The 15,193-nt window shown below is 44.5% G+C and carries 8 protein-coding genes; 4 read left to right on the forward strand and 4 right to left on the reverse strand.

The features are described 5' to 3' along the window. The first annotated feature begins 312 nt into the window (after nt 1-312). Nucleotides 313-1,488 carry an LptF/LptG family permease gene (locus F6K37_RS16325; protein ID WP_353838154.1) on the forward strand — a complete coding sequence of 392 codons (1,176 nt, stop codon included), beginning with the start codon at nt 313-315 and terminating at the stop codon, nt 1,486-1,488. 219 nt (nt 1,489-1,707) lie between these two features. Here the strand turns inward: F6K37_RS16325 and F6K37_RS16330 are convergent, their stop codons facing one another. From F6K37_RS16330 to F6K37_RS16340, 3 genes are all read right to left on the reverse strand, one after another. Continuing rightward, nucleotides 1,708-2,916 (reverse strand): 4-hydroxy-3-methylbut-2-enyl diphosphate reductase, encoded by a 1,209-nt coding sequence (locus F6K37_RS16330; protein ID WP_287251194.1) that lies wholly within the window; start codon nt 2,914-2,916, stop codon nt 1,708-1,710. A gap of 168 nt (nt 2,917-3,084) precedes the next feature. Next, complete coding sequence (locus F6K37_RS16335) at nt 3,085-3,954, reverse strand: GDSL-type esterase/lipase family protein (protein WP_287251195.1); 870 nt, start codon at nt 3,952-3,954, stop codon at nt 3,085-3,087. Nucleotides 3,955-4,088: 134 nt separating this feature from the next. Further along, nucleotides 4,089-5,567 (reverse strand): ammonium transporter, encoded by a 1,479-nt coding sequence (locus F6K37_RS16340; protein WP_131827441.1) that lies wholly within the window; start codon nt 5,565-5,567, stop codon nt 4,089-4,091. Nucleotides 5,568-7,194: 1,627 nt separating this feature from the next. Between F6K37_RS16340 and F6K37_RS16345 the strand changes: the two genes are divergently transcribed. Both F6K37_RS16345 and recG read left to right on the forward strand, forming a co-directional pair. Then, the gene (locus F6K37_RS16345; protein WP_008185564.1) at nt 7,195-8,070 is read left to right on the forward strand and encodes a hypothetical protein; all 876 of its coding nucleotides are present in this window, start codon (nt 7,195-7,197) and stop codon (nt 8,068-8,070) included. 65 nt (nt 8,071-8,135) lie between these two features. After that, nucleotides 8,136-10,622, forward strand: coding sequence for an ATP-dependent DNA helicase RecG (recG, locus tag F6K37_RS16350; protein ID WP_287251197.1), 2,487 nt, complete (start codon nt 8,136-8,138; stop codon nt 10,620-10,622). A gap of 132 nt (nt 10,623-10,754) precedes the next feature. On the opposite strand, the gene F6K37_RS16355 is transcribed toward recG, so the two are convergent. Beyond that, on the reverse strand, nt 10,755-13,664 hold the full coding sequence (locus F6K37_RS16355; RefSeq protein ID WP_287251198.1) for a glycerol-3-phosphate acyltransferase: 2,910 nt from the start codon (nt 13,662-13,664) through the stop codon (nt 10,755-10,757). Between the two features lie 886 nt (nt 13,665-14,550). On the opposite strand from F6K37_RS16355, the gene F6K37_RS16360 reads away from it, so the two are divergent. Further along, nucleotides 14,551-15,193 (forward strand): lipase family protein (locus F6K37_RS16360; RefSeq protein ID WP_287251199.1); only part of this gene is annotated, 643 nt, incomplete at its 3' end.

Raw genomic sequence — 15,193 nt, forward strand, 5'->3', positions numbered from 1 at the left:
CTCCTGAAGGGCGGGGTTTTCACCCGCATCCGTTAGACAGTTAGACTTTTGAGGTTTTTATTCCTCGCGAAGTCCCCTACTCATACCCCTCTATTTTCTAGAGGCTCCTAGTAGGAACAAGCCGCACTGACTTCTGACTTCTGCTATAAAACACCCCACACCCCACACCCCACACCACTTGTGATCAGAATTGCGATAGTTTGCAGATACTCCCATAACAAACATGGTAGGTTTACTGGATTGGGAAAACTTAGCAACAAAAGGCATGAAATTGTTTTCTATGCTTTTTGAAACTCTAACCACTTAACAAGATTGAAACTCGGCAAACCTTACTTCCTCAAATTCGTTTTTCCTAGCTTATCAGTGATGGATCGCTACATCGCTGCTGAACTCATCCCACCGTTTCTATTTGGTGTTGGCGGGTTTTCATCTATTGGTGTGGCTGTGGGTAGCCTGTTTGATATGGTAGTCAAAATCACTGAGTTAGGACTATCCTGGACAATTGCTGCCCAAGTCGTACTTTTGAAGTTTCCTGAGTTTATGTCCTATGCCTTACCCATATCAGTACTTCTCGCGACACTAATAGCATATTCTCGCTTGAGTAATGACAGTGAGTTAATTGCCCTGCGCAGCTGCGGTGTGAGTTTATACCGACTGGTTGCCCCTGCTCTGGTTCTCAGCCTAGTGGTCACGGGAATCACTTTCCTCTTCAATGAATTAATTGTTCCAGCGGCTAACTACCAGGCAACTATAACATTAAAAAAAGCTCTTAATGAGGAAAAACCCGCTTTCAATGAAAACGGTATTCTCTATCCAGAGTATCAGACTTTTACCCAACCCAATGGCACAACTACTCAGACACTCAAACGCTTATTCTACGCCAATGAATTTGATGGTCAGACCATGAAAGATTTGACTGTTTTGGAGTGGTCTAATCTGGGTAAGTTGAACAAAATTATTCTATCGGAATCAGCTCTTTGGAACTCTACGCAAAATACCTGGGATTTTTTCCATGGGTCAATTTATTTTATTAGTCCTAATACCTCTTTCCAAAAAATAGTAACCTTTGATCATCAAGAAATTCCATTTCCTAGAGCGCCCCTTGATTTAGTCACTAAAGCCCGTGACCCCTATGAGATGAATATTCTTCAAGCCATAGAAATGATCCAGTTGCTTCAGGGAGCTGGCGATCGCAAAAAACTCCGGATGCTGCAAGTGCGGATGCAACAAAAAATTGCTTTTCCATTCATTTGTATAATCTTTGGCTTAGTGGGAGCAAGCATCAGTATTCGACCTAAACGAATCAGCAAAGGGACTAGCTTTGGGGTCTGTTTAATCGTAATTTTTGGCTACTACTTACTGAGCTTTGTGATCGGAGGTTTTGGTATAGCGGGAATTCTCTCCCCTATTGTAGCCGCCTGGTTACCTAATTTATTCGGTTTCGGAGCAGGAGGATGGTTATTGTGGCGATTGGAGGCTAATGGTTGATGGGAATTTGGAGTAGGGAATAGGGAGTAGGGAGTAGGGAGTAGAGGAAATCAAATTGACTGTACCTTATTAAGCATTCAGCCCTTAGCTGTCAGCTGTCAGCTGAATGCCTAGATTAAATTTATACCCTTGGATGTTAATTTAAAATTGTTAAAATTGAAAATTATTAATGGCTATTAACCAGTTAAAATTTTCAATTTTAACTAATCCCAGTTAGTTCTAAACTGCTACAGCAGTCGCTTTAAGTTCAAAAATCTTATTGATTACATCTTCTACTACCTTATCAGGAGTAGACGCTCCAGAGGTTACTCCTACCACTATCGAACCAGAGGGAAGCCAATTTCGTGCTACTTCTACCTCCTGATGTAGGGGTTTATGCTCGATTTCATCAGCAGAAATAATCCGGTTGACACTGTCAATGTGATAGGATGGTAGTTGTCGCTCAATCGCAATTTCTTGCAGGTGAGTGGTATTGGAGGAATTAAAGCCACCAATCACAATCATCAAGTCTAGCTTTTCTTCCACTAGCTCCAACATGGCATCCTGCCGTTCTTGGGTGGCATCACAAATGGTATTGAAGCTTTGGAAGTGATCGTTTAAATTAGACGTACCATATTTCTTCATCATGGTGCGCTCAAAAAGTTTGCCCATCTGCTCGGTCTCGGTCTTGAGCATAGTAGTTTGGTTGGCAATCCCAATCCGCTCTAAATCCCGCTCTGGGTCAAAGCCAGCGGAGATAGCGTTTTTAAATTTATCGAGAAATTCCTCCCGGTTACCACCATTGAGAATGTAGTTGGCAACGTACTCCGCTTCTTGTAGATTCAGCACCACTAGATATTTTCCGGCAAAGGAACTCGTTGCTACGGTTTCCTCGTGTTTATATTTGCCGTGAATAATCGAAGTGTACTCTTTTTTCTTATGCTTCTCTACCGTGTTCCACACTTTGGACACCCAGGGACAGGTAGTATCTACAATCTTGCAGTCTTTCTCGTGGAGTAGCTGCATTTCCTGAACACTAGCACCGAATGCTGGTAAAATCACCACATCCCCAGCACCAACAACAGAGAAGTCTTTCTTGCCATCCTCAACGGCAATAAATCCTACTGACATTTCCCGCAAACGCTGGTTAACAGAGGGGTTGTGAATAATTTCATTGGTAATCCAGATCTGTTCATTGGGGAAGTGGGTGCGGGTTTCATAAGCCATGGCTACAGCTCGCTCTACACCCCAGCAAAAGCCAAATGCTTCTGCTAGCCGGATGGTCACATCTCCCTGTTGCAGCCGATAGTTATTGGCACGAATCTCTTGAATCAGACTGCTTTGATATTCCGATTCCAACTGAGAGGTAACTTCGGCTTCGTGACCAAATCCTTTGCGGTGGTAGTTATCTGATTTCTGGAGTGAGCGCTTGAAAGCTTTTGTATCCATGGAGCTATCTTAAGCAAATTACTTATCCATCACTGCTATTATTAATTTACTTTTAATCAACCCTGACGCAATCCGTTTAGGAATTGTGATAATTTTTGTTCCCTACTCCCTCGGTGCGCTTTCCGTAGGCGAATTAAATTCGCCACGGGTCGCACCGCTCCCTACTCCCTACTCCCTGCTCCCTGTCCCCTTTGCTATAGGAATAGCTAATCCTTCTTGGAGGATAAGTTGCTCAAAGATTTGTAAACCATAGCGCCAGACTAAGTAACCTTGGGGACTCAGATGCAAGCCATCGGTACTAAGCTCAGGTTGCAGGTTGCCCTGATTATCAGCAAAGAGGGGATAGAGATTTAGATAAATCGCTCCTTCTGCGTGAGCGATCGCTTTTAGCTGCTGGTTCAGATTTTGGATGCGACTGTTGGGGATAGTAAGTAAGCGATCGCGTCCTTCCCAGGTTGCCTGTTCAGCACCATGGGGCAAAATCGATTGAAGGACAATCTTAGTTTCGGTATGGGCTCGCCGTAAGTAGCGAATCGTTAGCCGTTGGTTTTCTAGAATTGCTTCATCCTTGACCCCCCGAATTAGGTCATTGATGCCGATCATCACAAAAATTGCTTCTGGCTTAGTCTGATCCAAAATATCTAAGCGCTTGAGCAACCCTGCTGAGGTTTCCCCAGACAGTCCTTGATTAAGCCAGTAGCGTTTTGGGGGTAGCAGTGCATTGGGAAACCATAGGCTTAGAGAATCTCCCAGCAGAACGGTTAACTGTTCCGGTTGTTGATTAGCCACTACCTTAGCTTCCCTCTCCAGCAGTGCCAACCATTGTTGGTAATTTAACTGGTGTCGTGGTCCTAATTCAATTACTGGTTCAGGGGTGGGATTTAAAATTCGGGTAGTTACCACAGGATGGCTAACTGGATTTGACGTTGACTGCTGATACTCACCCAGTAGTACCCAGCTGAGAGTCAGAATCATGAACCCATTGGCAGCAAGGGATATTAAAGCCCAAGGTGGACAACGCTTCAACTCAATGAACAAAAAATTGGCATTATTTCTGTTCTAACATCCGTTAGGGAAAAGGTAATACCATCAGGTGACAGTTGACAGTTAACGCTTAACTGTCAACTGTTAACAAAAGCTAGTTAAAAGCAATAGACCATGCTAGCAAAACTCTAAAATTCAGAGCTACTAGCCATGTCTGTACTACTACTGAAGTTACCCATGCTAGAACTAGGGATCACACTGGATTCCTTGACAAATCCAGCGTAAGCTTCCATACCGTGTTCGGCAATATCCAAGCCTTCCAGTTCTTCTTCTGGTGTCACCCGGATACCGAGGGTAAGTTTGAGCACGAACCAGACGATACCACTAAACAGCACGGTAAAGCCACCAATCGCTAGAATACCCAGGATTTGGGTGCCAAGTTGACCGGCACTACCGGCGGTAAACAGACCTGAATCTTTAGCGAAGAGTCCAACGGCTAGGGTTCCCCAGATACCATTGACCAAGTGGACTGAAATTGCCCCTACCGGGTCATCAATTTTGATGTTGTCAAAGAAGGAAACCGAGAATACAACAATGATGCCACCAATCGCACCAATAATCACTGCTGAGAGATAGCTGACATTGTTACAGGGAGCGGTAATTGCTACTAATCCAGCCAAAATCCCGTTGATGATCATCGACAGGTCTGGCTTACCATCTTTTAGCCAAGCCGTCAAGGTGGCGGTAATCCCACCAGCTGCTGCGGCTAGGTTAGTGGTCACCGCAATATAGGGAACTGCCTCACTAGCAGCTAGCTCAGAACCGGGATTGAAGCCAAACCAGCCGATCCAGAGAATCAAGCAACCAAGAGTTGCAATACTCATGTTGTGACCTGGGATAGCACGAGGTTCACCGTTTTCGTACTTACCGCTACGGGGTCCGAGGAAGGCAGCTCCCATCAAAGCCGCCCAGCCACCAACGGAGTGAACCACGGTTGAGCCAGCAAAGTCTGAGAATCCCATGGCACCAAGCCAACCATCACTGCTCCAAACCCAGTGTCCAGTGATGGAGTAGGAAAAACCAACAATCAGGATGCTGAAGATTAAGAAGTCTAGGAACTTAATCCGTTCAGCAACCGCACCGGACACGATAGTTGCGGCAGTTCCAGCAAAAGCAGCTTGGAATAGGAAAAATACCGATATCGGTAGACCTGCCGGAAATGGGTCTAACCCATAGGTAGCGGGATCTTCACTGCTTAGGAAAAAGCCCGACATCCCAATAAATGCATTGCCTTTGCTGAACATAAAGGAGAAACCAATTGCCCAAAACGCAATGGTTGCCAAGGCAAAGACGATTAGGTTCTTCGAGAGAATGTTTACCGCATTCTTCTGGCGGCAGAAGCCGGTTTCTAGCATTCCGAATCCGGCATTCATGAAGATAACTAGGATGGCAGCTACCAATATCCAGATAGCATTGAGAGTTCCCTGAATTTCGGCTGGGCTAGGTGCCGCACTATCCTGGGCAACAGCAGCTGTATGCCAAACTAGAACAATTATCCCTGTCAGAGGAATACAGGCGAGCCAGTAAGGGGAAAACGATTTTGCGATCGCTTTCAATGGCTCTAGATAAGGAGAATCCCACGATGAGCGGGAGGATTGGTGAGCCATCGGTCGCCTAGATTTTACTAGGGTACCCTTGTTTTTCATTGTTCGCTGAGATTTTGAACTTGACATAATAAGCGTTAACTTACCTCTCTTTTTGATACACTTCCTCACACTGAGAAACTTCAGGAAACAAATTGTAAAATTAGCCACCGAAACCTAATAGTCCATCATTTTTCAAGGACTCATCATGACCTCACCCTGCTACCTTTACATACCTGATTGCTAGATGCTAGACCCCTGTCTGGGCCAGTAATCAGGGAGTTTCTTCAGCTAAAGCCTTGTCTTAAGACAAAACCTTACAAATAACTGGGACTATAGTCAAGGGAATTAAAGCATTATTTAATGAAATATTTCATTAAATGAAATTTTTCATTAAAAATTGCTGCAGGATACCCCACCTACACTGGTAGAGTTATTTGCTGACGGTGCTTTCAAGGGATGGAAGCCACCTTGAAAGTACTTAGCCCCAACCGACATGCTGCACCTCTAACTAATGGTTTAGACTAATGGTTTTGAAATTAATCCAGTTCTAGGTTCAAGTAAGCATGTTTTCTTGGTAGAAAATTGACTAAGCAATTTCGATAAAACTGGTACACGATATATGCTGATCAACCTCTCGTGTAAAAGTGATTACTCCCCTCGACCACGTACGCCACGATTTCTCAACTACCATGCACTAATGCTCACGAAAATTTGCTGATAATCCGAACTGGGGAAATATAAAGGAAGTGGTTACCAGCTAAACACGCTTGTGGTCTATTGACACTCCCTGCTCGCTTATGAGCGGAGATTCTTAGTTCTACGACACGCCTTGTCTTGATGCAATAGCGAGTGGGGGAAACCCCCAAGACCGCGCTGCATCGCTAAAATTAGCTATCCGAAAGGCAATACTTAAGCCAAGTATCCGTTCTAAAGAACCAAATACCGAGCCTAATTTAACTAACCCCAGTGGGCTTGTCTCCCTAAGCGTTTAAATACGTTCCCCTGTGCCCCACGGTACGTTAATTGGTGAAAGTTGACTTTACTGGTTCTTCGGTATCCGCGCTTGATCCATGGGTTTTGGCGGTGCGACCCGTGGCGAATTTAATTACGGGTCAAGCGCACCGATGAGGTTTTTCGCGCCTCGTGTACTAGCATCGCTTTACGTCGTTGGGGAGCTTGGCAGTACCGACGAATCCTGCCTGTGCTAGGCTACATCCTCATTATGTATCAACTCTGGAAAAGTCGCCCTAGAAGGGCACCTCAAGTAGCGTGGCCAAAGGCCAGGCTTGAAACCCAAAATTTTTGGTCAACTCTAATAAAGTCTTACCTCTTTAGTAACCCATCTACATCCTTTCGGATTAGGTGAGGTTATTGACTAGTTGATAGGTTTGTATTTGAGGTGTTTTGATCTAATATCTTTTTCTGTTATAATTCTGTATCAATATATACTGTTTTTCACAAAAAATGATCGTACTTAAAACTAGGCAGATGCAACGTCTAGTTGGGGAGCTAATTGGGCGAACGAGAATTTGACACTCCTACGGGTAGAAGCCGATCATGGTACAACTATAAGAATGGGCATACTGTAGACTAGGCATGTATTTGATATGCTCAAGGGATTAGCTATGGAATTGTATAAATAACAGCAGTGAATCGAATTGACCAGGAATTGGCAGCCTTAGAGGAAGCCATCACCCATTTGGCAAAAGAATTCCAAACAACCTACTCTAACTATTTGACCTTTTTAGGTCAATGCGTCGGGCAGCAGCTGATTATGGCTGCCTATCGGATTTGTACTCAAGGGTATCCTGAGTCTTTTCTAAATTTGTCGGTTAACAGTCGGCAACAGTTACAGCAATCCCTACGAAAGCTGGCTCAAGAGACTCAACAACAGTTGCCATCACTCCTAGAACAGTGGCAAGAGTCAAGGTCAGCTACTACTGATGGCTCTGATCATGACTCTGATCATGACTCTGAAATGCCTTCATCTGAAATACCTTCATCTACAGAAGACTCTCCATTTCTTAATGCTCCAACCGAGCCATCACCAGCAGCTGAGTTGACGAGTAACCCACGAAATAGCATAGAGAAACTGGAGGAATGGCTCAAGCACCTAGAGAGTGGGATCACCAAAACTATTCAAGATGTCTCTGTGGAAACCAATCGGATCTTGCATAAATCCTCAATTATACCAGACAAATTTCCCCAAGAAATCCTAGAAGCAGCGGCAAAAGTCGAAGCATCTGCAATCGAAACGGCTGAATCCCCCAATATTATCAAAATAATGATGGAAACTAAAGGTGATGGCGAAACAGATGAATCCAGATTAACCCGTATTATTGCCATTAAGCTGCGCTTATCTGAGATAGAATTTGCAGACCCTAACTTGACCCCTGGACGTAAGAAAATTAGAGATCTATTAGCTAAAATGAGTCAACTGAAGCGAGAGTATTACAAAAAACAGCGGCAAAAGGCAGTTGCTCAAGCCGAAGCAGCATGGCGTGCCAGCTGGTTTGACGATTAAACTGAGGTAATGATCAATGACTAAAAACCAAAGACCAAAGACTAAAGACCAATGACCAAAGACCAATGACCGAATTACCAGATTGGGTGCGATTGCAAAAAGCCCTGTCGGTAGAAGCAAGAGTTGGCTTTACTGATTTGGAAGGGAATCAATACCGCTTTAGTGAATTCCTCTGCCTCAGTTTTGGTAAGACTCCTAATGTCCTAACATCAACTGAGAAACGGCGTTGGCAGGACATCGGCAATCAGTTTGCCCGTTATTCTCAGATGACGCTACAGCAAAGGCAACATCTGGTAGCTGATACTCGCCGCTTTCTCAACGACCTGAAGCAGAACACTCAACGCCGTTTAGTTGAAGATAAATATCAAACAGAACATCCTATGGTCAGAGTGCCTAAAACCAAGCCCTTGGTGGAGAAACAACAGGCATCCTCAGAGCTTGGTAGTAAAAAAAACCTTGACCTACCACTGGCTAAGTTGGCAGCAGTGGGTAGTAAAAACAGTGAGTATTTAGCACGTCTGGGTCTGCACAAAGTGCGTGACTTGCTCTATTACTATCCCCGTGATCATATTAACTATGCCCGTCAGGTCAATATGGCTGACTTAGTACCTGGTGAAACAGTCACTATCATGGGTACGGTGAAGCGCTGTAACTGCTTCAGTAGCCCCCGTAATAAAAAATTAACTATTTTAGATATAGTCTTAAAAGACTCTACTGGTCAAATTAAGCTCAGTCGTTTTTTTGCTGGCTTTCGTTACAGTAATCGTAGCTGGCAGTATCAACAAAAGCGACGGTATCCAGTGGGAGCAGTGGTAGCTGCTTCGGGTTTGGTAAAGAAAAATAAATATGGGATTACCCTAGAAGACCCGGAACTGGAAGTATTAGAGCATCCAGGGGGTACCATTGACTCGATGAAAATAGGTCGAGTTGTACCCGTTTATTCCCTAACAGAAGGGGTACCAGCCGACATGGTCAGGCGGGCAATAATTGCTGCACTTCCCTACACTTCTTTGATTAAGGAACCCTTGCCAGTAACCTTTCGTAAAGAATATGGGTTGATGGGGGTCTGTGATGCGATCGCAAACATTCATTTTCCCCAAAATGCAGACACCCTTGCTGATGCCAGAAGGCGCTTAGTCTTTGATGAATTTTTATACTTACAGCTCGGATTTCTCCAGCGCCGCCAAGCTCAGCGTAAAACCCAAAGCAGTGCGGTCATGGCTCCGATTGGTAAACTCTTTGACCAATTTAATCAACTGCTTCCTTTTGAATTAACCGGGGCTCAGACAAGAGTTATCAATGAGATTCTCAAGGATATGGAATCAGAGACACCCATGAATCGATTGGTTCAGGGAGATGTCGGTTCCGGCAAAACTATTGTAGCAGTTTATGCTATTATAGCCGCAATTCAATCGGGCTATCAAGCCGCTTTGATGGCTCCCACTGAAGTATTAGCTGAACAGCACTATCGTAAGTTAGTAAATTGGTTTAATTTACTACACCTTCCCGTTGAATTACTAACAGGTTCCACTAAAGTTTCTAAGCGTAGAAAACTTCATTCCCAGCTAGAAACAGGAGAACTTCCCTTGTTGGTAGGAACCCATGCTTTGATTCAAGACCCAGTGAACTTCAACAATTTGGGTTTAGTGGTGATTGATGAACAGCATCGGTTTGGGGTAAAGCAACGGGCTCGTTTACAGCAAAAAGGTCAATCTCCCCATGTGCTGACTCTGACCGCCACACCAATTCCCAGAACCCTAGCGCTAACCCTCCACGGAGATTTGGATGTGAGTCAGATTGATGAATTGCCCCCTGGTCGTCAGAAGATTCAGACAACTGTGCTACGGGGTAAAGAGAGAAAACATGCCTATGACTTGATTCGTCGAGAAGTGGCTCAAGGACGGCAAGCCTATATGGTATTGCCCTTGATTGAGGAATCGAACAAATTAGATTTACGCTCGGTAATTGAGGAGCATAAACGACTGTCTGAGAGTATATTTCCAGAATTTAAGGTTGGGTTACTTCATGGTCGGATGAATTCAGCCGATAAAGATAAAGCACTGAGTGCTTTTCGGGATAACAAGAGCCAAATTATTGTTTCAACTACCGTGATTGAAGTGGGTGTAGATGTACCCAATGCGACCGTAATGATGATTGAAAATGCAGAACGGTTTGGGTTATCTCAGTTACACCAATTACGGGGTCGTGTGGGTCGAGGTTCTGACAAATCTTATTGTCTTTTAGTCAGTGGTTCTAATACTGAAACAGCCAGACAACGTTTGGGGGTATTAGAACAATCCCAGGATGGCTTTTTGATCTCAGAAATGGATATGCGTTTTCGTGGTCCTGGGGAAGTTTTAGGTAAGCGCCAATCCGGGTTAGCAGATTTTGCTCTAGCTAGTTTGGTAGAAGACCAAGAGGTATTAAATTTGGCGCGGGATGCAGCAGAAAAGATTATTCTTCAGGATGAAATATTGGATAATTACCCTTTAATGAAAGTCGAGTTAGAGTATCGGTATCAGAAGTTGATGGATGGAACAATTATGACTTAATTTAACATAGACTTGTTTCAGAAGTAGGGAACAGCGGATCTGGGAGTAGGTCGCACCGCTCCCTACTCCCTACTCCCTACTCCCTACTCCCTACTCCCTACTCCCTACTCCCTACTCCCTACTCCCGCTATACTAGTCCAATACATCAACTGTGCCCAACTGACCATCAATCCTGACCCGCTGACCATCTCGTAATATATCAGTGGCATGATTAATATCCATTACGGCTGGGATACCATACTCTCGGGCTACAATGGCACCGTGGGATAAACGTCCCCCTACTTCAGAAATTACGCCACCAGCACGAGCGAGTAATGGTGCCCAACCAGAATCGGTGTAGGGTACAACCACAATGGTTTGCTGGTCAATAGTGATATCACTTTGCAAGGTTTTGACTATTTTTACCAAACCCTGTACTTGTCCCGAACTGGCACCAATGCCTTGTAGCAGTCGTTGCTCAGACCCAGCTAAAGATTTGGGTTCAGCGGGTAAGGGAGGATTATTGCCATAAACCAGGAAAGGTACCGTAGTCAGCTGAGCATCCTGTTCAAATTTAGTCCGTCGTTGTTGCACAATTTGTGGAAGCTGTTGTCTGAGTTCCGGGTTATCACTACCTACTAGAGAGCGAATTTCGGCTAACTCCAAGAAAAAAATGTCCCCTGGTTCCAATAGTAAACCTGACAGCAGCCAGCGTGCCTCTAAAGCCAAGAAGCTCCAACGTAGGTGAGCCATCAGCTTAGAGTAGACTTGGGTCACTCGACCTTTGAGATCCAGCCGTGCTTGTACCACTTCAGCTTTCCAGTGTTGCCCTATAGGTTTTGGAGATTGGGGCAGTGGATGAGCTAGAAACTGAGCGAACAACTTTCTAACAGCTCGGGGGTCTTCTTGCCAGCGGGGAATTGCTACATCGGTTGCCACTTCGCTAAGGTAACCATAGCCCTCAAGAAAGCGGTCAAACTGCTCTAAAATACTGGAACCATCTGGGATTTCTGCTAGGGTGGCAAACAGAGAGGCTCCACTGTCATAGATAATTTGTTCGTGGCTTAATAAATGGCGAGCATCTGCTGCTATCTTAGCTAAGGCTCGCATACTATCGACCTCTGGAGTTTTGCTGTTATCTAGTTCTTTGTCATCAATCTTGAGTAGTGCCTGCCGCAAGGACATACTAAGGGGAGCAAGAATACTATAGTAGGTGGCTCGTTTCAACACCTTCAGAATACTGTCGATGCGTTCTAGGAGTTGCACTGGAGATAATTCCGACTGGGTTCTTGCTGAAAGCTGATTCAATAGGGGCAGAAAGTGGGTTTGGTAATCCGCTTCAAAATCTTGGTCTAAACGCCATTCCCGACCGAGCAATCGTAGTAAACCAGGTACGTTTTTTATAGTGGTATTTATCGGTGGTTTGGAAAACTTAGCTCCCCTAGTCAGAAATTCCAGACTTTCTGGGGGTAGACCCATACGCCGAAAAATTTCCCCCAACAGAGTAACATTGAAGTAAGCATGGGAATAGTGCAGGGTGGCGGTTTCGGTGAAATCCATTCCTTTAGCTCGTTTCCCTAGCACTATGGTAAAAATCTCTCCCCAAACACCGCAGGTGAGGGGACGATTAATCGACCAAGTTAGGGGTCGGATTACTCCTGGAATCACTTCCGCAGCAATTTTACGAGTCCAGGTTGGTTGTAGAGTAGTGATAGGTCGTGCTTGCAGTAACCAAAGGGTTTGACCGTCATAACTCCACTCAAGATCTTGGGGAAGACCCTGGTAATAGTCTTCTAACCGACGTGCCAAGAGCGCCACTTGTTTGATTAAGGCTGGGGGGACATCACCACTCCCCTCAATCCGTGAGGAGGGCAAACTTTCTGCTGAATCCTCTTGCTGCCCTGACTTCTGGAAATAAACTTGGTACTGCTCTGGTGTTACTTTACCCGATACAACTTGTGTAGCATATCCAGGTAGGGCTTCGACCACAACAGCTTCTCCCTGTTGGGAAATAGGGTCACGACTGAAAGCAACCCCAGAAAAAACCCCTTTGACTTGTTTTTGAATGAGCACAGCCATCGCTGTATCTGGCAGTTGCTGATCCCGACGGTATTGTGCAGCTACTGGATTACGATAAGACTCTAAGACTCGATTAATGGCATCCAGTAGTGCCGCTGAGCTGGTCACCTGCAAGATGCTTTGATACTGCCCTGCGGCTGAAGCCTGGGCTGAATCTTCTCCCACTGCGGAAGAACGCACTACCAGGGGTTCAGATTCAGAAACGGGTAGGTATTTGAGCAAAGGTTCTGGATCATCCCCTGGAGGGAGTACCCAGCCCACAGGTACGGAGTAACCAGAACGCTTCAGCTGGGATAGGGTGGCAGCTTTTTGCCCAACTTTTTTAGGGTCTAGTTTGGTGTCCAGAGAAATTACGGCACTATCGCCTTGGAAAAAATGAAACACTTTCTTAGATTCTGCTTGAGTTTCTCCACTCGGAAGGTCTAAGTCATCGGGAATTTTTTGATAAATCCAAGCTAATAATAGACTCAAGCTGGTGGCAATTACAATTCTGGAGACATCCTGGGGATGCAATAAAGCCAGAATCACTGGGAACAAGACTAAAATCACCCGTTTGCCATGTTTGGGATTGCGGAAAATGGTAAAGCTAATCCCTCCAATCAAAAATACCAGCAATGCGAGAATGGGGTCATGGCATAATACTCCCCAAGTTACATTGGTCGTCCCTGCACCTTTGCCTATCCAGTAACGACCTAAGACCAGCATGATTAGAGCGATCAATTCCCAGGCTGATTCACTGGGAAAGAAGTGGCGAGCTAGTAAGACTGCTGCAATTCCTTTTCCTGCCTCTGAGAGCACTGCCAAGACACCAACCAGATTTCCTCCGTGGTAAAAGGCGGCTGAAACTGATATATTACCAGTACCGACCTGGGCTAGGTTACGCCTTGTCAGTACATAGGTAATCCAGGCAATCAGAGGTAGTCCGCCTAAGATAGGACAGACGGTAACAATGAGCAAAAACCCTAAAACCTGGTTTAGTGTCATGGGACTAATGGAAATCACTTAGTGAGATAGAGAGGACTTTATAATAACTACTACTTGATCAGAAGTATATAAGCAGTATATAAGAAGGATATAAGAACTACTTGAACTTACTGGTATCGAAAAATGTCTAGTAATCACAACTAGTAATCACAACTAGTAATCACAAGTTTAGTTTGTAAAATTATCTAAACCAAAATCAAGCCAAACTGTCTAATAAAATGGCTTGGTTTAACTAAACTATGAGTAAAGTATTTATATCATCTGGTAGATAATTATTACCTGTTATAATTATAGTTTATATTCCAGATTTTAACCTGATTTAGTCCCTAAGTTGTTTTGATTACCGCAGCTTTTAAACAGGGATTATCAACTGCATTTTCCATAGTGAATTGGATTCCTATGCCAGCAGCCAGTCAAACCCTATCCTGCCCCCAGTAGTTGCACTTTTGGATTAGTGTACGATATTTGGTATGGTAAAAGTCTTTTCTTTTTTTTTATTTAACGATTGATCATGTATAGCAGAAGTCAGAAGTCAGAAGTCAGAAGTCAGAAGTCAGAAGTCAGAAGTCAAACTCTTGCGCTTACAAAGGGTGTGAGACTAATGTCGATGTCCTAACTGCCCTGGCGACTGCTGTAAATTGATAATATAAACAGGAGTTACGCGGTTAGGTTTATTTCCCACCCAAAATTGGGAGGCTAGGGGGGCGAAATCAACTTAACCACGTAAGTTCTGTATAAGGGTAAGTTTTCAGAACTTTCTCGATAACAACAAAGTTTCTAAAGTTGCTGGAGGAGTTGCTAGCTTTGCTACAGCACCTGTGGCTGCGGAAGCTCTTTGAGATTCTAGTATTTGAACCAATCCTTACACAGATAGGTAGGTAATGGTATGGCTAAGATTGTGGGTGTTCATGGTATTAATCAAGAATTTAGAGGTAGTAATACAATTTATGCTCAGTGGCTACCAGCCCTCAAGGATGGTTTGGAGCGTGTTGGAGCTAGATTAGATTCTGATCATGAATTCCGCTGTGCCTTTTATGGAGACCTGTTCAGAGGCCGCTCGAAATCAGCAATAGGGATACCTAACTATGACGCCAGTGATATTGACTCGGATTGGGAGAAGGAACTCCTCCTGGAATGGTGGAAAGAAGCAGCAAAAGTAGAAGATGATATTAAAGGCCCAGCCGATCTATCAAGAGAAAAGGCAACACCGAGACGTGTTCAAAAAGCTTTAAATGCCTTAACTGGTTCCAGGTTTTTTGGTGGTGTTGCTGAAAAGATCGTGATTTCTTTTCTCAAGCAAGTTGGGGGTTACTTCCATAATCCAGAGTTAAGACAGCAAATTCGCGGACGCATTGTGGAAGCGATTGACCAAGATACCCGTGTATTGGTTGGTCATTCCCTCGGGTCAGTTGTCTGTTACGAAGCCCTATGCCAACACCCAGAATGGTCAGTGGAGGTTTTTGTGACTCTAGGTTCCCCATTGGGGATAAAAGGGCTGATTTTTGATCGCCTGGAACCCTCACCGGTCT

The sequence above is a fragment of the Moorena sp. SIO4E2 genome (assembly GCF_010671945.1).
Lineage (GTDB): Bacteria > Cyanobacteriota > Cyanobacteriia > Cyanobacteriales > Coleofasciculaceae > Moorena > Moorena producens.